Source organism: Aeromicrobium fastidiosum, assembly GCF_017876595.1.
In the GTDB taxonomy this organism is placed as follows: Bacteria; Actinomycetota; Actinomycetes; order Propionibacteriales; family Nocardioidaceae; genus Aeromicrobium; species Aeromicrobium fastidiosum.
In genome coordinates, this window is record NZ_JAGIOG010000001.1 from 518,010 (window position 1) to 535,190 (window position 17,181).

The 17,181-nt window shown below is 68.5% G+C and carries 16 protein-coding genes; 3 read left to right on the top strand and 13 right to left on the bottom strand.

The genetic code is table 11. The features are described from left to right. Positions 1-2: 2 nt before the first annotated feature. Both JOF40_RS02580 and JOF40_RS02585 read right to left on the bottom strand, forming a co-directional pair. On the bottom strand, positions 3-770 hold the full coding sequence (locus tag JOF40_RS02580) for a crotonase/enoyl-CoA hydratase family protein (protein WP_129179824.1): 768 nt from the start codon (positions 768-770) through the stop codon (positions 3-5). After that, the gene (locus JOF40_RS02585; RefSeq protein ID WP_129179826.1) at positions 767-1,534 is read right to left on the bottom strand and encodes an SDR family NAD(P)-dependent oxidoreductase; all 768 of its coding nucleotides are present in this window, start codon (positions 1,532-1,534) and stop codon (positions 767-769) included. The genes JOF40_RS02580 and JOF40_RS02585 overlap by 4 nt, the downstream gene beginning before the upstream one ends. A gap of 199 nt (positions 1,535-1,733) precedes the next feature. Here JOF40_RS02585 and JOF40_RS02590 point away from each other — a divergent pair, with 199 nt between their 5' ends. After that, positions 1,734-2,369, top strand: a complete 636-nt coding sequence (locus tag JOF40_RS02590; protein ID WP_129179828.1) for a TetR/AcrR family transcriptional regulator — start codon at positions 1,734-1,736, stop codon at positions 2,367-2,369. Positions 2,370-2,379: 10 nt separating this feature from the next. Here the strand turns inward: JOF40_RS02590 and JOF40_RS02595 are convergent, their stop codons facing one another. The 4 genes from JOF40_RS02595 to JOF40_RS02610 are packed head-to-tail and all read right to left on the bottom strand — an operon-like array spanning position 2,380 to position 6,357. Continuing rightward, positions 2,380-2,868 carry a PaaI family thioesterase gene (locus tag JOF40_RS02595; RefSeq protein ID WP_188111642.1) on the bottom strand — a complete coding sequence of 163 codons (489 nt, stop codon included), beginning with the start codon at positions 2,866-2,868 and terminating at the stop codon, positions 2,380-2,382. 52 nt (positions 2,869-2,920) lie between these two features. Then, entirely contained in the window at positions 2,921-3,979 is a 1,059-nt protein-coding gene (locus JOF40_RS02600; protein WP_129179831.1) for an acyl-CoA dehydrogenase family protein, read from the bottom strand. Beyond that, complete coding sequence (locus JOF40_RS02605; protein WP_129179833.1) at positions 3,979-5,136, bottom strand: acyl-CoA dehydrogenase family protein; 1,158 nt, start codon at positions 5,134-5,136, stop codon at positions 3,979-3,981. The genes JOF40_RS02600 and JOF40_RS02605 overlap by 1 nt, the downstream gene beginning before the upstream one ends. A gap of 30 nt (positions 5,137-5,166) precedes the next feature. Beyond that, positions 5,167-6,357: a thiolase family protein gene (locus JOF40_RS02610; RefSeq protein WP_129179834.1), complete on the bottom strand. Its 1,191-nt coding sequence runs from the start codon at positions 6,355-6,357 to the stop codon at positions 5,167-5,169. 108 nt (positions 6,358-6,465) lie between these two features. Here JOF40_RS02610 and JOF40_RS02615 point away from each other — a divergent pair, with 108 nt between their 5' ends. Further along, positions 6,466-7,590, top strand: coding sequence for an acyl-CoA dehydrogenase family protein (locus JOF40_RS02615; RefSeq protein ID WP_129181843.1), 1,125 nt, complete (start codon positions 6,466-6,468; stop codon positions 7,588-7,590). Positions 7,591-7,701: 111 nt separating this feature from the next. On the opposite strand, the gene JOF40_RS02620 is transcribed toward JOF40_RS02615, so the two are convergent. The 7 genes from JOF40_RS02620 to JOF40_RS02650 form a co-directional block, all read right to left on the bottom strand. Further along, the gene (locus JOF40_RS02620; RefSeq protein ID WP_188111643.1) at positions 7,702-8,901 is read right to left on the bottom strand and encodes a substrate-binding domain-containing protein; all 1,200 of its coding nucleotides are present in this window, start codon (positions 8,899-8,901) and stop codon (positions 7,702-7,704) included. Between the two features lie 82 nt (positions 8,902-8,983). Then, on the bottom strand, positions 8,984-10,120 hold the full coding sequence (locus JOF40_RS02625) for a sugar ABC transporter substrate-binding protein (protein ID WP_188111644.1): 1,137 nt from the start codon (positions 10,118-10,120) through the stop codon (positions 8,984-8,986). Positions 10,121-10,247: 127 nt separating this feature from the next. Continuing rightward, positions 10,248-11,321 (bottom strand): ABC transporter permease, encoded by a 1,074-nt coding sequence (locus JOF40_RS02630; protein WP_129179840.1) that lies wholly within the window; start codon positions 11,319-11,321, stop codon positions 10,248-10,250. Further along, complete coding sequence (locus JOF40_RS02635) at positions 11,311-12,894, bottom strand: sugar ABC transporter ATP-binding protein (protein WP_129179842.1); 1,584 nt, start codon at positions 12,892-12,894, stop codon at positions 11,311-11,313. The genes JOF40_RS02630 and JOF40_RS02635 overlap by 11 nt, the downstream gene beginning before the upstream one ends. A 370-nt stretch (positions 12,895-13,264) precedes the next feature. After that, a complete protein-coding gene (locus tag JOF40_RS02640; RefSeq protein ID WP_129179844.1) occupies positions 13,265-14,062 on the bottom strand; it encodes an SDR family oxidoreductase in 798 nt (265 codons plus the stop codon). Between the two features lie 128 nt (positions 14,063-14,190). Further along, complete coding sequence (locus JOF40_RS02645; protein ID WP_129179846.1) at positions 14,191-14,628, bottom strand: nuclear transport factor 2 family protein; 438 nt, start codon at positions 14,626-14,628, stop codon at positions 14,191-14,193. A gap of 57 nt (positions 14,629-14,685) precedes the next feature. After that, the gene (locus JOF40_RS02650; RefSeq protein WP_281286482.1) at positions 14,686-15,879 is read right to left on the bottom strand and encodes a thiolase family protein; all 1,194 of its coding nucleotides are present in this window, start codon (positions 15,877-15,879) and stop codon (positions 14,686-14,688) included. Between the two features lie 118 nt (positions 15,880-15,997). Between JOF40_RS02650 and JOF40_RS02655 the strand changes: the two genes are divergently transcribed. Continuing rightward, positions 15,998-17,149, top strand: coding sequence for a CaiB/BaiF CoA transferase family protein (locus tag JOF40_RS02655; RefSeq protein ID WP_129179850.1), 1,152 nt, complete (start codon positions 15,998-16,000; stop codon positions 17,147-17,149). Positions 17,150-17,181: the final 32 nt, after the last annotated feature.

Below are 17,181 nucleotides of genomic sequence, written 5' to 3' on the forward strand. Positions count from 1 at the left end.
GCTCACTGCCCGCTCCAGACCGGAGCGCGCTTCTGCGCGAACGCCAGCGCTCCTTCGGCGGCGTCACGCGACGACCTGACGGCGTCGGTGAAGGGCACCTGGAGGTCGAACGCGTCCTCCAGCGACCAGTCCGGCGAGGCGGACACGAGTCGTTTGGCGGTCAGCACCGCCAGGGGCGCATTGGCAGCGATGGAGACCGCCAGTGATCGCGCCACGTCGACCGCGGCACCGTCGTCGGCGATGCGATTGACCAGACCCGCCGCGGCGGCCTGCTCGGCCGTGATCGGGTCGCCCGTGAGGATCATCTCCATCGCGAGCGCCTGCGGCACACGCCGCGGGAGCCGCAGCACGCCGCCGGCAGCGGCGACGAGCCCGCGCTTGACCTCGGGCAGTCCCAGCTTGGCGCTGCGCGCAGCGACGATGAGGTCGCAGGAGAGCGCGAGCTCGAGACCGCCGCCCAGGGCATTGCCCTCGATCGCGGCGATGACCGGCTTCGCGGGGGGCTTGCGGACGAAGCCGAACGCACCCCGCTCGGCGTGGAGCGGGCGTTCGCCCGTCGCGCTGAACGCCTTGAGGTCCATCCCCGCGCTGAAGACGCCGCCGGCTCCCGTGAGGATGGCCACGACGACGTCCGGTCGGGCATCGACCTCGTCGACGGCCGCGGCGAGGGCGTCGGCGGTCGCCTTGTCGATCGCGTTGCGAACAGCCGGACGATCGATCGTGATCGTCGCGATCCCGTCGCTCACCTCGAGCCGGATGGTGCCGCTCATCGAGGCGCCATCCGGATCGCGCCGTCGAGCCGGATCGTCTCGCCGTTGAGCATCCCGTTGTCGATGATCGACAGAGCCAGCTTCGCGTACTCCCCGGGCTCGCCCAGCCGGCTCGGGTGGGGCACCGCCTGTGCCAGGGAGTCCTTGACCTTGTCGGGAAGCCGGGAGAGCAGTGGCGTCTCGAAGGTTCCCGGTGCGATCGTGCACACCCGGATCTGCTTGCTGCCGAGGTCTCGCGCCGCGACGATCGTCATGCCGACGATGCCGGCCTTGGCCGAGGCGTACGGGATCTGGCCGATCTGTCCCTCGAAAGCGGCGACCGATGCCGTCAGGATGCAGACGCCGCGATCCCCGTCGATCGGATCGTTCTTGGCCATCCGGGTGGCGGCCAGTCGCAGCACGTTGAAGGTGCCGATCAGGTTGATCGTCACGACCTCGGTGTAGAGGTCGAGGTCGCCGGGGGTGCCATCTCGATTCACGAGGCGAACCGCCCCTCCCCTACCCGCACAGTGGACCAGCACGCGCACGGGTGCGTGGGACTCAGCGTCGTCGAACACGGCCTCGACCTGCTCGACGTTGCGCACGTCCGCCGGGACGAAGCTCACCCGCTCGCCCATCGACTCGGCGATCGCGAGCCCGTCAGACATCGGCAGATCCGCGATGGTGACGTGCAGGGCACCTGCCTCCAGCAAGCGGCTGACGGTGGCCAGCCCCAGGCCGGACGCGCCGCCCGTGACGACGGCGGAGGAGGTTGACATATCCATGGAGCGAGCCTTCCGACAGTTTTGAGCTTTCGCGTCTCAATATAGAATAGCGAGCCTCGTCGGTCAACGACTCCTGGCGAGAAGGGCAGGTCACCGGCCCTCCAGCCACCTTTTGCGCGACAGGACGTGCCTTGTGAGACTGCTTGACGGTAAAATGTCGCATTCGCACCGACCATCAGTCCGGCGACCGAGGAGTTTCATGACGACCGAGCAGGCCAAGGCCTCCGACCCCAGACCCCGAGGACGTCCTCGGCTCGACATCGACGACAACGACGTCGCCGACGCCGTGGCCGAGCTGATCGCCGAGCGCGGCGTCGAAGGCCTGACGTTCAACGACGCCGCGGAGAAGCTCTCCGTCTCGCGCGCCACCCTGTACCGCACCATCCCGACCAAGGAGCACCTCCTGGCCGTGCTGCTCGTTCGCAGCATGAACGAGATGAACGAGCTGGTCGCCGATGCCCTGAAGCGGATCGACGACCCGGCCGAACAGCTGCTCGCCCTGGTGGAGCTGCAGATCGACGCCGCCATCCGGATGCGGCAGTACATGCCGCTGTTCTTCGGTCAGGGCGACATGCCCGCCGAGACGTACACCCGGTGGCAGGGCTGGGCGCGGGACTTCGAACAGGCATGGGTCGAAGTGGTGCGCAGGAACATGCAGGCCGGGACACTGGCAGACGGCGACCCGGTCATCACCGCGCGCCTGCTGCTCGGAGCCTGCCTATGGGTCTCGCGCTGGTACCGCCCCACCGATCGCTTCACGGCGGAGCAGATCCGACAGTCGGCGCTCGACCTGGTCAACTCGATGGTGCCGCCGCGGGCCGCCGGCGAGGCGTGATCCAGGCGGCTCAGGCCGTCCGACCGGTCCCGCCGCCCGACGCGTCCGTCATGCTCATGGTGCCGGTCGCGCTGGCGCAGTGCTTGCCGTCCTTGTCACGGACGACCACCTGGACGGTGCGGATCGTCCGACCGCCGGGGATCACCGACGCCGTCAGCGTCAGCGGCGCGAACGCCGGCCGGTGGAAGTGCGTCTCCAGCACCGCGGTGACGGGCTGCCGGCCGGCCGGCGCCGTCCGTATCGCGGCGACGCCCATGGCCTGATCAGCCACGAGCGCGACGATGCCACCGTTGACCGCCCCGTTGGGATTGGGCGGGAAGTTGGCCTTGTCGAGCACGAAGTCCGCGCCGTCGGCGTCGATCCGCGTGCAGGTCAGACCCGAGGCCGCGAGCGTCGAGTAGCCATTGGCCCAGTCCAGCCAGCTCTGCTCCGCATCGTCCTGGCGCGGCAGCTGCTGGATGGCTTCTTGATTGTCTGCCGAGGTGGCGCTGTGCTGCATGAGACTCCTTGACCTGTTCGACGTGACCTGTTCGAGTTGACGTGTTCGACGTCTACAAGCCCAGCGCGTCCGCCAGCACCAGGCGCGGGTCGCTCGAGGCGGCCGCGCTCTGGCGCACGAAGCGGGCATCGGCGTAGGCATGGGAGATCGGGTACTCGCGCATGTAGCCGTAGCCCCCGTGGAGCTGCAGTGACTGGTCGACTGCACGATCGAACGCCCGAGTGGCCTCCATCCGGGCAGTGGCCGCAGCGACTCCGGACAGCGTGCCGTCGGCCAGCTCGTCGAGACACCGCGTGACGAATCCCTGGACGACGCCGATCCTCGCGCCGACCTCGGCCAGGCGAAGACGCGTGTTCTCCAGAGAGGAGAGCGGCCGGCCGAAGACCTTGCGTTCGACGACGTAGGCGCGCCCCAGCTCGAGCGCATGACGCGCTCCGGCCGCGGACACGACCGCGGTCCACAGGTCGACATCGCGCCGTACCCGCTCGACCTCGGAGCCATCGACCGTCGCGGCAGGCACGGCCAGCCGGACATCACCGAGCCCGGCCTCCAACCCGCCGAGCGATGCCGAGCCGGCCGTCACCTCGACGGCGTCTCGCGCCACGAGGCTGACCCCGGCCTCGCCGTCCGGACCGGACTGCACGACCACGAAGAAGCCGGCGCCGGCCGCGCCCGGCACTCCCAGCCCTCGGTCCCCACCGTCGAGCAGCAACGGGATCAGCAGATCCTCGCCCGCCGCGACGCGGCGGATCGTCGTCGTTCGATGATCCCCCTCGGGCAGTCGGAGCACCGCCGGCACCGCCACCCCGCACTGGTGGGCCAGCACCACTGCCAGCCCGATGGCGCCGGCTGCCACGACCTCCTCGACCAGCACGGCCGTGAATCGCGGATCACCGGTACCGCTGCCCCCGAGGTCATCGGGGACGTCCGTGCCGAGAAAGCCCTGGTCGCCGAGCGTCCGGAAGAGCTCAGCGGGCACGCGTCCCGCGGCACGCCATGCGTCGAGATGTGGCACCACATCGGCCCGGACGAGGCGACGGACCGACGCACGAAAGCTCTCGTGGTCCGCGCCATAGTGCGGAGGAGACGTCAGGCTCGTGTCGCCCGCCATCAGGCCCGCTGGTCGAAGCGTCGCCCGAGATAGCCCGACGCGATCCTGGTGCGCTGGATGGCCGGCGTTCCGCCGGCGACCGCCCAGCCCACGGCATCGCGATGCATGCGCTCGAGCTCGTACTCCTCGGCGTAGCCGTAGCCACCGTGCAGCTGGATCGCCTTGTCGGTCACCCGTTTGACCATCTCGTTGCTGAAGCACTTGGCGAGCGAGGCCTGCAGCTGGTCGGGCGCACCCTCACCGGCCTCGATGGCAGCTCGGTAGATCAGGAGCCGGGCCGCGTCGACGTCCATGATCATGTCCGCCAGCAGCATCTGGCTGGCCTGGAACTCGATGATGGGCTTGCCGAACTGCTCGCGCTCCTGGACGTAGGCCGCGGTGCGATCGAGCGCTTCCTGCGCGATCGCCAGGCACATCGTGCTGTTGCCCAGACGCTCGATCGAGAAGGCCGTGAAGAGCTTGTTGAAGCCACCTTCGGCGATGATGACCCGATCGAGAGGCACCCTCACGTCGTCGAGGATGATGTCGGCCGAGCCGACTCCCCGGTGTCCCATCAGGTTCTCCTGAGGGCCGAAGCTCAGGCCGGGGGTGTCCTTGTCGAGCAGCACCGCACCCATGCCGCGGCCACCCGGGGTGTCGCTGAAGCGCACGTAGACGAGGTACTGCTCGGCGTGTCCGGCGCCCGAGCACCAGCGCTTGACGCCGTTGACCACGACCTCGTCGCCCTCGATCCGCGCACGGGTGGACACATCGGTCGCTGCCGACCCGGCGTCGGCCTCGGAGATGCTGATGGCGATCACCACGTCCCCGGAGGCGACCGGCGGCAGGAATGCCTGCTTCTGCGCCTCGGTGCCGAACAGGTCGATCACCCGTGCGGGGCCCGCGCTCGCCTCGAAGATCGGCCACGCCGACAGGGGGTTGGCTCGCGCGAACTCCTCCTGGACGATGAGCGAGTCGATGAGCGGCCGGCCGCCGCCCCCGTACTCCTCGGGCAGTGAAAGGGCCAGCAGGCCCAGGTCGGCGATCTTCTTGCGCTCCTCGCGCGGGAAGTGCGTGCGGTCGGCGTCCATCGAACGCGCCAACGGCGCGTACTTGTCGCGGGCCACCTTTCGCGCGAGGTTGCGCAGCTCCAGCTGTTCTTCACTCAGGGTGAACACGTCATACGTCCCGTCGGTATTGGGGGTGGGTCAGCATCGTTCGATGAGCGTGGCGTTGGCCATGCCGCCGGCCTCGCAGATCGTCTGCAGTCCGTAGCGACCGCCGGTGTGCTCGAGGCCGTTGACCAGCGTCGTGAGCAGACGAGCTCCCGACGCACCCAGCGGATGGCCCAGGGCGATGGCGCCCCCACGCGGATTGAGCTTGGCGGGGTCAGCCCCGAAGTGCTCGCGCCACAGCAGGGGAACGGAGGCGAAGGCCTCGTTGACCTCGTAGTGGTCGATGTCGTCCAGGCGCACACCGGAGCGGCGCAAGACCTTCTCGGTCGCCGGGATCGGACCGGTCAGCATCGTGATGGGGTCGTCTCCGGCGAGGGCGAAGGCGCTGAATCGCGCACGCGGCGTCAGTCCCAGCTGCAGCGCACGCTCCTCGGACATGATCAGCACGGCCGCGGCTCCGTCGGCCAGCTGGGACGAGTTGCCGGCGGTGATGTGCCAGTCGATCTCGGGGAAGCGCTGCTCCATCTCGTCGGTGCGGAAGACGGTCGGGAGCCCGGCCAGCGACTCGACCGTGGTGCCGGGGCGAGGAGTCTCGTCATCGATGACGACCCGGCCGTCGGGCAGGGTGATCGGCACGATCTCGGCGCGCGCGTCAGTGGTGGAGGCGAGGTCGTGCGATCGAGCCGAGTACTCGTCGAGCATCGTCCGATCCATCCCGTGACGGGCGGCGATGAGCTCGGCCGAGATGCCCTGGGGCACGAGCCCCGGCTCGTAGCGCCGGGTCACCGCCGGGCTGTAGATGTCCATGTCCATGAGCGCGGACCACATCGGCACCCGACTCATCGACTCGACACCCGCCGCGATCACGACGTCGTACACGCCCGCGATGACGCCTTGGGCTGCGAAGTCCGCTGCTTGCTGGCTCGACCCGCACGCCCGGTGGATGGACACCGCCGGGATCGTGTCGGGCAACCCGGCTGCCAACGTGGCCATGCGGCCGACCTGCCCGGACTGCTCACCCACCTGGTTGACGCATCCGGTGATGACGTCCTCGATGAGCGTGGGGTCAAGGTCGGAACGCTCCACGAGCTGGCGGATCACCTGTGCGAGCAGCTCCACCGGGTGCACCGCAGACAGCGCGCCGCCCGGCCGGTCTCCCTTGGGGGCCCGGCCGCGTCCCAATGGGGAGCGGATCGCATCGACGATCACGGCACTCCGCGTCATATGGCTCCCGCTTTCCGGCCGATCCGACCCTTTTGATTCTGCGAGTCTCATAATAGAGTCAGGAGCGACACACGTCAACGCCGTCGATCAGAGGAAGCCCCCCACATGATGCCGAGATCCGTCTTCACCGACGAGCACGACGCCTTTCGCGCGGTGATACGCGAAGCCTTGACCACCGATGTCGTCCCCGACTATCCGTCGTGGCGGTCCTCCGGCATGCCCTCCCCGACGTTCTGGAGGCGCATGGGTTCCCTCGGGGTGCTGGGCATCAGCGTCCCCGCGGAGCATGGCGGCCTCCCCGGCTCCGACTTCCGACACAGCGCCGTCGTGACCGAGGAGATCCAGCGACTCGGCCTGGCCATCGGCGGCCTGCGCGTGCACACCGACATCTGCATGCCCTACCTGATCGAGTACGGCACGCCCGAGCAGCAGGCCACGTGGCTGCCTCGCCTGTGCGCCGGTGAGGCCGTCATCGCCCTGGGCCTGTCCGAGGCAGGCGCAGGCTCCGACCTCAAGGCCATGGCGACGCGCGCGGAACGGGTCGGCGACACCTACGTCGTCAACGGCTCGAAGACGTTCATCTCCAACGGTGCGGCCGCCGACCTGGTCATCCTCGCCGTCAAGACGGATCCCTCCGCCGGTCGCGACGGCATCAGCCTTCTGCTGGTCGACACGTCGACTCCCGGCTTCGAGACCGGGAAGCACCTGGACAAGCTGGGTCTGGCGGCACAGGATCTCGCCGAGCTCTCCTTCGTCGACATGCACGTGCCGGTCACCAACCTGCTCGGCGAGGAGAACGAGGGATTCCGCTACCTCACCGCCAACCTGGCCCAGGAACGCCTGTCGATCGCCGTCAACTCCCAGGCGGCCGCCGTCGCTGCACTGGCCTGGACGGTCGACGAGCTCGCCGGGACGCGCCCCGGGCAGGAGGCCAAGTTCACCCTCGCGGCGTGCGCGACCGAGGTCGCGGCAGGCCAGGCACTGGTCGACCAGGCCATCGGTGCGCATCTGAGTGGCCAGCTGGGCGTCGCCGACGCAGCAGCAGCGAAGCTGTTCTGCACCGAGCTGCAGGGCCGTGTCGTCGAGCGCTGCCTCGATCTCCATCCGGCCGGCACGGCGTTCCGTGCCGACTCCACGATCGGCCACGCGTACCTCGACGGGCGCGTCAGCCGCATCTACGCCGGCTCCAGCGAGATCATGAAGGTCATCGTCAGCCAACAGCTCGGGCTGTAGCAGGGGCGACTCGGGCACGCTGCAACGCAAGGACGTCGCCAGCCCGGCTCCCGCACCACGGTCGAACGGTGCGGAGGCTGGCTGGCGACGTCGGATCGCCCTACGACACGATCAGGAGATCTGCCACAGCGCCTTCCACTGATCCTTGTATCCGTCGGGTCCGGCGAAGTCGTCCTGCCCGGCGGCAGGCGGGTTCTTCTTGCTCCACACGGGGTACGGCTCCAGGGCGTGATCCTCGTTGAGCACATCCATGCCCAGGCTGTGCCGGGCCATCTGGTCGACGTTGGCCCACACCACGCTCTCGACAGGCTGCGGAGCCTGTGCGATGAAGGTGCCGTTCGCGAGTCCCGGCACCTGCGTCGGATCGGGGGACCCGAGCAGCAGCTTCACATCGTCGATACCGGCGGACTTCATCGCCTCCGGCAGTCCGAGAGCCAGCGTGTCGAACGGCGCCAGGACGTAGTCGATGTCGGGATTCTTGCGGAGAGCCGCCACGACGCTCTGCGGAGTGGCACCGGCAGCAAGATCGGGCAACGACATGTCCAGCTTCTGGAACCCGCACTTCGGGCACGACTTCTTGAGGTTCTTCTCGGCGTTGCCGGTGACCGGAGTCATGACCGGGAAGTCAGGCGCTGACAGCAGCAGGACGTTTCCGGCCCCCGAGCTGTCGACGATCATCTCGTCGAGCAGGCGATCGGTGGCATCCAGGATCCACAGGTTGTCACCGTTGGAGTAGAGGCCGTTCTCCTCGCCCTTGGGGACGGTCGAGACCGGTCCTCCCTCCAGGAAGACCGGGATGCCAGCCTTCTTGGTGACCGCGAGGCCTGCGCTCATCGCCTCCTCGGAGCTCGACGAGATGCCGATGTAGTCGGCACCTGCGGCGACGGCCTGCTTCAGTGCGTTGCTGGGTGCCTGCGGATCGGTCGGGTCCATCAGGATGGTCTTGAGCTTCCACCCGAGCGCCGCCGTCGCCTCCTTGTAGGGAGCAGTCAGCTGCGCCGCGACCGGGACGTTGTTGTGGATCTCGTAGACCAGCTTGCCCGCGGCCGGCTTGGCCGTGAGCGGAACGTCCTGGCTGATCGTGGTGATGGCCTGCTGGTACGGCTCCAACCGAGTCTGAGCCGCGGTGACGGCTGCCTCGTCCGTGCCGCCCGACGACCGGTTCTCGGCGTCGGACGAGCCGCCGCCGCACGCCGCGACGAGGCTGCCGGCGAGGACGGCGACGACGGCCGCGGTCGTCCTGCGTGGCCCGGGCCCGCCTCGTCGTGGCGGGCTGCCCTGCTTGCTCGTGGTGCCCTTGACTGCTGACATGTGGATGTCTTCCTCTCTCGTGGGGACCGAAGTCCCCGACGTCATGCGTGGGTGCGTTCCGGGTGCCTCGTCGAGGACACGATCAGGAGATCTTCCAGAGCGCCTTCCACTGGGACTCGTAGTCGTCGGGGCCTGCGTAGTCCGTCTGACCGGCGGCAGGCGGGTTCTTCTCGCTCCACACGGGATACGGCTCCAGCGCGTGCTGATCGACCAGCAGGTCCATGCCCAGGCTGTAGCGGGCCATCTGGTCGACGTTGGCCCACACGACGCTCTCGACGGGCTGGGGTGCCAGCGCCATGAAGGTGCCCTTCGCGAGTCCCGGCACCTGCGTCGGATCCGGAGACCCGAGCAGCAGCTTCACGCCCTTGATACCGGCCGACTTCATGGCCTCCGGCAGCCCGAGCGCCAGCGCGTCGAACGGCGCCACGACGTAGGTGATGTCGGAGTTCTTGCGGAGCGCCGCCACGATGCTCTGCGGGGCGGAACCAGCGATGAGATCGGGCACCGAGATGTCCAGTGACTGGTACGCGCACTTCGGGCACGACTTCGCCAGCGACTTCTTGGCGTTGCCCGCCAGCGGGGCCAGGGCCGGGTAGTCGGGCGTCGAGAGCAGCAGGACATCACCGGCCCCCTTGCTGTCGACGATCATCTCGTCGAGCAGACGGAAGGTGGCGTCCTGGATCCACAGATGATCTCCATTGCTGTAGAGGCCGTTCTTCTTCCCCTCGGGGACCGTCGCGGTCGGTCCACCCTCGAGGAAGACCGGGATGCCAGCCTTCTTCGTGACGGCCAGACCTGCGCTCATCGCCTCGCCACTGGCCGCCGAGATGCCGATGTAGTCAGCACCTGCGGCGACGGCCTGCTTCAGCGCGTTGCTGGGTGCCTGCGGATCGGTCGGGTCCATCAGGATGGTCTTGAGCTTCCACCCCAGCGCCGCCGTCGCCTTCTCGTACGGCTCGGTCAGCTGCGCCGCGACCGGGACGTTGTTGTGGATCTCGTAGACCAGCTTGCCCGCGGCCGGCTTGGCCGTGAGCGGAACGTCCTGGCTGATCTTCGTGATGGCCTGCTGGTACGGATCCAACCGAGTCTGAGCCGCCGAGACGGCTGCCTCGTCGGTTCCGCCCTTGGCCCCCGTGGGCTCGGACGATCCGCTGCCGCCGCACGCCGCAAGCAGGCTGCCGGCCGCCACGGCGACCACCGCGACGGTGGTCTTTCGCACGCCGAGCCCTCCCCGCCGCGTCCTGTGATCTCGGTTCCTCGTGGTGCTGCGAAGTGCTGACATGCGAATGTCTCCCTTTCCGATGAGTGTTGCTGTCCCCGAGGTCTGGTGTCGTGAGCCGTTGTTGCTAGTCATGGACGGTGGCCCGATCGTCGGCAGCCGAGAGGTCGGCACCCGCGTCTCCCACTGCCGGGCCCGCCTCGCTGTCGACCTGCGGGTCGGCGGCATCGGCGGCCAGAGGAGCGGCCGCCTGCCGCCGGCTGAAGACCACGGCGATCAGCAGGGCCACACCGTTGAACATGGGGGTGATCCAGAACTGACCCGTGTCGGACGACAGCTGCAGTCCCTGGACCCCGAGCGCCAGCGTGAAGATGGCCAGCAGCGTCCCCAGGACGTTCGGTCGGAAGTTGAACTGGGTGGCACCCAGGAAGATCGCCGCGAAGGCCGGGAAGATGAACGGGGCCCCCACCGAGTTCGAGAACGTCCCGATCTGGGCGATGTACACGACCCCCGCCACGCCGGCGATGAGGCCGGACGCGACGAAGGAGCCGATCACGAGGCCTTCGGTGCGGATGCCTGAGAGCCTCGCCGCCTCGCGGTTCGCGCCGGCTGCGAAGAGGTGACGGCCGAGCACGGTGTGTCCGAGCACGTACCAGAGCACCACTCCGAGGACCAGGGTGCAGTAGGCGGCATTGGGGATTCCCCAGTGCTTGCCCTGGCCCGCATCGACGAATCCCTGCGGGAGCTTGGCCAGCACCTGCTGGTTCTCGGAGATCTTGAGTGCCAGTGCCGCCAGCACCTGGCTCATCGCCAGGGTCGTGATGAACGAGTTGACGTTGAGGCGCGCCACGATCAATCCGTTGGCCAGGCCGACCACCCCGCACGCGATCACGGCGACGACGCAGATGAGCAACAGGCTCCGGTCGGGATGCTGGCTGGTCTGTTGCGCGACGATCGCCGCGGACAGCGCCATGTTCGTGCCGATCGTGATGTCGAACTCGCCCGCGATGAAGGGCACGAGCGCCGCCAGTGCCAGGATCCCGACCACGGCCTGGCTCGAGGCGACGTTCTGCATCGTCACCGTCGACAGAAACAGGTCGGGGTTCCACAGGCCGAAGATGACGAACTCGGCCGCGAGCAGGTAGAGGATGCTCACCCGCCGCGGACTCAGCAGCGAGCGCATCGTGGTGCTACTTGACATGGGAAACCACCTTGGTCGCGGAGTCGCGCGTCGTACGCGTCTCGGTTGGGGGGCCGGATCTGAGCAGCTCTTCCTCGATCCGGTCGGACGTGAGATCTGCTCCGGCGAGCTCGCAGGCGACGACGCCGCGGCGCATGACGAGCACGCGCTGGGTCAGCCGCACGAGCTCCTCGGAGTCAGACGAACACACCACGGCACACGCGCCATCGGCGACAGCTGCCGAGACCAGGTCGTGGATCAGCACCTTGGCACCGATGTCGACGCCCTGCGTGGGCTCGTCGATGACGAGGACTGCGGGTGACATCCTCAGGAGGCGGCCGAGGATGACCTTCTGCTGGTTGCCACCGGAGAACTCGAGGATCTGCTTGTCCTGCTGAGCCGGATACACGGCCAGCTCGTCGACCCAGGTCGCCGCCTCGGCGCGCTCCCGTCGAGGCACGACACGTCGCCCGCGGGTCGAGACCGATCGCAGCTCGGCCAGAGTCAGGTTCTCGCGCAGGTTCGCCACTCCGAGCAGAGCGTCACGCTTGCGCTCGGCCGGCAGATACGCCATGCCGTGCCTGATGGCGCTCCGCGGACGGTGTGCAGCGATCTCGGCGCCATCGACCTCCACCCTTCCGCCACGCGGTCGCTGGCCGAACAGTGCTCCGGCCAGCTCCTCGCGACCCGACCCCGTCAGCCCGGTGATCCCGACGATCTCGCCCGCTCGGACATCGACGGAGAAGTCGAGGATCGGACCCGACCGGAGGTTCCGGACCGACAGGCGAGCGGGTGCCGACTCCAGAGCCGCCCCGTCACTCACGTCGTCGGCGCGGGTGATCGCCGCCCCGAGGCGTCGGCCCAGCATGGTCTCGGCCAGCTCGTCGTGACTGACATCGGCGGACGCGACGGTGGCGACCCGTCGACCGTCGCGCAGGATCGTCACGGTGTCGGCGACTCCCAGCACTTCGTCGAGGTGGTGGGAGATGAACAGCACTGCTGTCCCACTGGCGGCCAGGCGGCGCAGCGCGTCCACGAGGATCGCGACGTCGGGCCCCGGCAGGGACGCCGTCGGCTCGTCCAGCACCAGCACGGCAGGCGGCGTGTCACCCTCGATGGCACGGACGATGGCCACCGCGGTTCGCTCTGCTGCCGAGAGGCTCGCCACCAAGGCGCTCGGATCGATGACGTAGCCGAAGTCGGCCATCGCCTGAGCGGTCCGCCGCTCCTCCTGCGCCCGGTGCAGGCGCGACAGCCTGCCCTGAGCTCCCGTGATGCAGAAGTTCTCGGCCACCGAGAACGCCTCGATGAGGCCGAGGTCCTGGTGCACGAACCTCAGTCCTGCGTCATGGGCGGCCGACATCGACCCCAGGTCGAAGGACGCGCCGGCCACGCGCGCCTGGCTGCCCTTGTCCGGCGCGTGATAGCCGGCCAGCAGCTTGACCACCGTCGACTTGCCGGAGCCGTTCTGCCCCACCAGCGCGTGGATCTCGCCGGGCGCGACCGCGAGATCCAGCGAGTCGAGCGCCATCTGCGATGCGAAGGTCTTGCTGACGGACTCCAGCTCCAGGGCGTTCGCCCGATGCGCGGTCATGATCGCACCGCCCTCGGCGTGCTGACGATGGATACGCCGCCGCACCCCATCACGTCCTGTGCCGGCGAGCCGGTCAGCGAGAACACGTACATGGCAACTTCTTCCTTCTGAGCCGGCGACTCACCTGGCGATGAGGCGCATCACTACCGACCTCGAGTCTCACCTACTTTTGAGACTTGGAGGCGCATAATGCTGAAGTTGTTTATATAGTGAGTGGCATCACACTGTCAATAGCCCGTCTCGCGGGCTCGCTCACAGGGTTCCGGGCAGCACAGAACCGCCTCGCCGCCTCCAGTGACGTGAGGCGGCGAGGCGGCCGTGATCGACCCGGCTCCGGCGTCGGCGAAGCAGGGGGACGGCAGGCCTCGGCTCAGCCAGCCGACACGCTGTCGAGGATGTCCGCCGAGTCCACGTGACCCACCAGGGCACCACCGTCGATGACCATCGACTGACCGGTCATCCAGGACGACGCGTCGCTGGCCAGGAAGACGGCCGCGCTGGCGATGTCCTCGGGCTCGCCGATCCGGCCGAGCGGCAGGCGCTCCTTGAAGTTCTCCTCGTTCGCCTCCCACAGCGCGCGAACCATCTCGGTGCGCACGAGCCCCGGAGCGATCGCGTTGACACGCACGTCCGGCCCCAGCTCGACGGCGAACTGCCGCGTCAGGTGCAGCACGGCGGCCTTGGTCGAGTTGTAGAAGCCGATGCCCGGCTCCGTGATCAACCCACCGATCGAGGCCATGTTGATGATCCGGCCACCGTGATCGCGCATCGAGGCCTCCCAGACGAGCCTGGTCCACAGGAGCACCGACAGCTGGTTGACCTGGAACATCTTCTCGGCCGCCCAGGCGTCGATCGTGACGAGCGGTCCGACCTGCGGACAGGTGCCGGCATTGTTCACCAGGATGTCGACACGGCCGTACTCAGCCATGGCGGCGTCGACACAGGCCTTCGACTGATCGGGATCGCCCACGTGGGCGGCGAAGGGCAGGACCTCGGCACCCGGATACGCCGAGCGGATCTCCTCGGCCACCTGGTCGAGCGCCTCCTGCTGGCGAGAGGTGATGACGACCCGCGCACCCTGCGCGACGTAGGCCTCGGCGATCGACCGACCGATCCCTCGCGACCCCCCCGTGATGATCGCGGTCATTCCCTGCAGATTGTTCGACATGCTCAGCTCGCTCTCGCTACGGGGCGCGCGTGGTTCTCCGACGCGATACGCCCTCTGGGTCATTCAGATGAGGTGGAAATACATCGTGCACGCGACGTCGAACCAAGGGCCGAGAGCCGCGGGCACCATCAGCCTGCCGAACCCCGGGAGGGCGGCGGGGGCGATCCGGCAGTCGCCCGCCGCACCCACTCAGGGTCCCAGTAGTAGGGACGAATGGTGTGGATCAGGTCGTCCTTGAACTCCAGGACCTCCATCATGTCCATCTCGATCCGCTCTCCGGTCGAGCGTGCGGTCGCGCTCGAGCGCGTCTCCTTCATCACGCGGCTTCCCACCGAGGCGAGCTCGTAGGGGAAGGGCGTGTCCCGCCAGCCCTTCCAGATGGATCCGATGTAGGTCATCAGGCTGACGAAGCCGTCGTGCCCGCGCCATTCGCCCTCGTACGGAAGGCCCGGCTGCTCGTGGATGACGAAGTCGGGATGGACGTACTGCAGAGCTCCTTGGAGATCGCCCTTGTTGACGGTCTTCATGAGGTTCTCGACCGTGGCGATCTGCTCATCGGGGGACATGGCTCTCCTGTCGTTGGGTGTGAATGGTCGTGGGGTGTGTGAAGGTCACGTCAGCACTCAGAGGCGCTCGATGAGCGTGGCATTGGCCATGCCGCCGGCCTCGCACATGGTCTGCAGTCCGTAGCGGCCCCCCGTGCGCTCCAGCTGGCCGAGCATCGTCGTCAGCAGGCGAGCGCCAGAGGCCCCGAGCGGGTGCCCCAGGGCGATCGCTCCACCAGCCGGATTGATGCGCGCAGGATCTGCCCCGAAGTGCCTGCCCCACGCGATCGGCACGGGCGCGAAGGCCTCGTTGATCTCGTAGTGATCGATGTCCCCGATGGACAGGCCTGCTCGCTTGAGCAGCTTCTCGGTCGCGGGCACGGGCCCCATGAGCATCGTGATCGGGTCGTCGCCGGCGACGGCGAAGGAGTGGAACCTGGCACGAGGCGTCAGGCCCAGCTGGAGTGCTCGCTCCTCGGTCATGATCAAGACGGCACTCGCACCGTCGGCGAGCTGGGACGAGTTGCCTGCCGTGACGTTCCACTGGATCTCCGTGAACCGCTCGGACATCTCGTCGGACCGGAAGGCGGGCCTGAGCTCGGCGAGACCGGCCGCCGTGGTTGCTGGCCGGACCGTCTCGTCGTGGTCGACGAGCGAACCGTCCGGACGTCGCACCGGCACGATCTCCGCGGTGAAGTCGGCAGCGTGAGCACGGGCGTGGGACGCTGCGGAGAACTCGTCCAGCTCGTCCCGACCGATGCCGAACCTGGCCGAGATGAGCTCGGCCGAGATGCCCTGCGAGACCAGACCGGGGGCGTACCGCGCCGCCACCGACGGGCCCTGATGATCCTGGCCCATCCGCGCCGTGCCCATCGGGATGCGGCTCATCGACTCCACGCCGCAGGCGACGACGATGTCGTAGACCCCGGCCAGAACCCCCTGAGCCGCGAAGTCCACGGCCTGCTGACTCGATCCGCAGGCCCGGTTGACCGCGACCGACGGAACATGGTCGGGCAGACCAGCGGCGAGCCATGCCCACCGCCCGATCGGGCCGGCCTGCTCACCCACCTGGCTGACACAGCCCGCGATGACGTCCTCGACCTCGCCCGGATCCACTGCCGCGTTGCGCGCGAACAGCGACTCCAGCACCTGGCCGAGCAGCTCGACCGGGTGCACGTCGCAGAGAGCACCTCCGGCCCGGCCGTCTCGCGCGGGCTTGCCTTTTGCCATCGGCGAACGCACAGCGTCCACCACCACCGCAGTCCTCGACACAGGTCCACCTTCTTGCTCTAGACTATTTTTGAGCCTTGCAGTCTCAAGATTACCTGAGGGTGCCATGGGGGTCAATGACGGCGCAACGCCGTCACGGAGAAGACAAGGAGATCGGCGCATGAATCAAGCAACCAACGGGGGTCCCCTGGCGGGACTCACCGTCATCGAGCTCGCGGGCATCGGCCCCGGCCCCTTCGCGGCGATGCTGCTGGCCGACATGGGTGCAGACGTCATCCGGATCGAGCGTCCCGACGGGACGGCCAGCACCATGGCTCCCACGCTGGACGTGACACGACGAGGCCGACAGTCCGTGACGATCAACCTGCGCGACCCGCGAGGCGTGGCGGCGGTCCTCGACCTCGTGGCGAAAGCGGACGTGTTGATCGAGGGCAACCGTCCTGGCGTCACCGAGCGCATCGGCCTGGGTCCCGAGGACTGCTGGGCACGCAATCCGCGGCTGGTCTACGGCCGCATGACCGGCTGGGGACAGGACGGCCCACTGGCGCACAGCGCCGGGCACGACATCGGCTATCTCGCGATCACCGGCGCACTTCACGCGATCGGCCGACCCGATGAAGGACCGACGATCCCGGTCAACCTGCTGGGCGACTTCGCCGGCGGATCGCTCTACCTGGTCATCGGCATCCTCGCGGCCACCATCGAGGCCCAGCGGTCCGGTCGAGGCCAGGTCGTGGACGCGGCCATCGTCGACGGCGCGGCGTCGCTGACCTCGATGCTGCACGGACTTCTCGCCGCCGAGCAGTGGCGTGACGAGCGCGGCGTCAACTTCCTCGACGGCGGCGTGCCCTGGTACGACGTGTACGAGACCGCTGATGGCGAGTACATGGCTGCGGGGCCGCTCGAGCCCAAGTTCTACGCCTCGTTCGTGGAGCTCCTCGGCCTCACCAGCGAGGAGTCGGACCGCAGCGATCCCGCGACCTGGCCCCAGCTCGCCGAGACGTTCCGCGCCACCTTCGCCACCAGGACACAGGCCGAGTGGACCGACGTCTTCGACGGCACCGACGCGTGCGTCTCGCCGGTCGTCAGCCTCACAGCGGCCGCCCAGCACCCGCACCTGACCCACCGGCAGACGTTCGTCGAGATCGACGGGCGAACGCAACCGGCTCCCGCTCCGCGGTTCAGCCGCACACCGTCGACCGTCCGACGCGGCCCGGTCGAGCCCGGCACCGACACGCGGGCCGTGCTGACCAGCTGGGGCGTCACCAACGTCGAGGAGCTCCTGGCCTCAGGCGTCGCCACCCAGGCCTGACACCAGGACCGCCTGCCGCCGGCACGAGCCAG

What these genes read in the sequence shown, in the direction of transcription:
- JOF40_RS02580 (WP_129179824.1), bottom strand. Translation starts at nt 770, where the DNA reads ATGAGCGGCACCATCCGGCTCGAGGTGAGCGACGGGATCGCGACGATC.
- JOF40_RS02585 (WP_129179826.1), bottom strand. Translation starts at nt 1,534, where the DNA reads ATGGATATGTCAACCTCCTCCGCCGTCGTCACGGGCGGCGCGTCCGGC.
- JOF40_RS02590 (WP_129179828.1), top strand. Translation starts at nt 1,734, where the DNA reads ATGACGACCGAGCAGGCCAAGGCCTCCGACCCCAGACCCCGAGGACGT.
- JOF40_RS02595 (WP_188111642.1), bottom strand. Translation starts at nt 2,868, where the DNA reads ATGCAGCACAGCGCCACCTCGGCAGACAATCAAGAAGCCATCCAGCAG.
- JOF40_RS02600 (WP_129179831.1), bottom strand. Translation starts at nt 3,979, where the DNA reads ATGGCGGGCGACACGAGCCTGACGTCTCCTCCGCACTATGGCGCGGAC.
- JOF40_RS02610 (WP_129179834.1), bottom strand. Translation starts at nt 6,357, where the DNA reads ATGACGCGGAGTGCCGTGATCGTCGATGCGATCCGCTCCCCATTGGGA.
- JOF40_RS02615 (WP_129181843.1), top strand. Translation starts at nt 6,466, where the DNA reads ATGCCGAGATCCGTCTTCACCGACGAGCACGACGCCTTTCGCGCGGTG.
- JOF40_RS02620 (WP_188111643.1), bottom strand. Translation starts at nt 8,901, where the DNA reads ATGTCAGCAGTCAAGGGCACCACGAGCAAGCAGGGCAGCCCGCCACGA.
- JOF40_RS02630 (WP_129179840.1), bottom strand. Translation starts at nt 11,321, where the DNA reads ATGTCAAGTAGCACCACGATGCGCTCGCTGCTGAGTCCGCGGCGGGTG.
- JOF40_RS02635 (WP_129179842.1), bottom strand. Translation starts at nt 12,894, where the DNA reads ATGACCGCGCATCGGGCGAACGCCCTGGAGCTGGAGTCCGTCAGCAAG.
- JOF40_RS02640 (WP_129179844.1), bottom strand. Translation starts at nt 14,062, where the DNA reads ATGTCGAACAATCTGCAGGGAATGACCGCGATCATCACGGGGGGGTCG.
- JOF40_RS02645 (WP_129179846.1), bottom strand. Translation starts at nt 14,628, where the DNA reads ATGTCCCCCGATGAGCAGATCGCCACGGTCGAGAACCTCATGAAGACC.
- JOF40_RS02655 (WP_129179850.1), top strand. Translation starts at nt 15,998, where the DNA reads ATGAATCAAGCAACCAACGGGGGTCCCCTGGCGGGACTCACCGTCATC.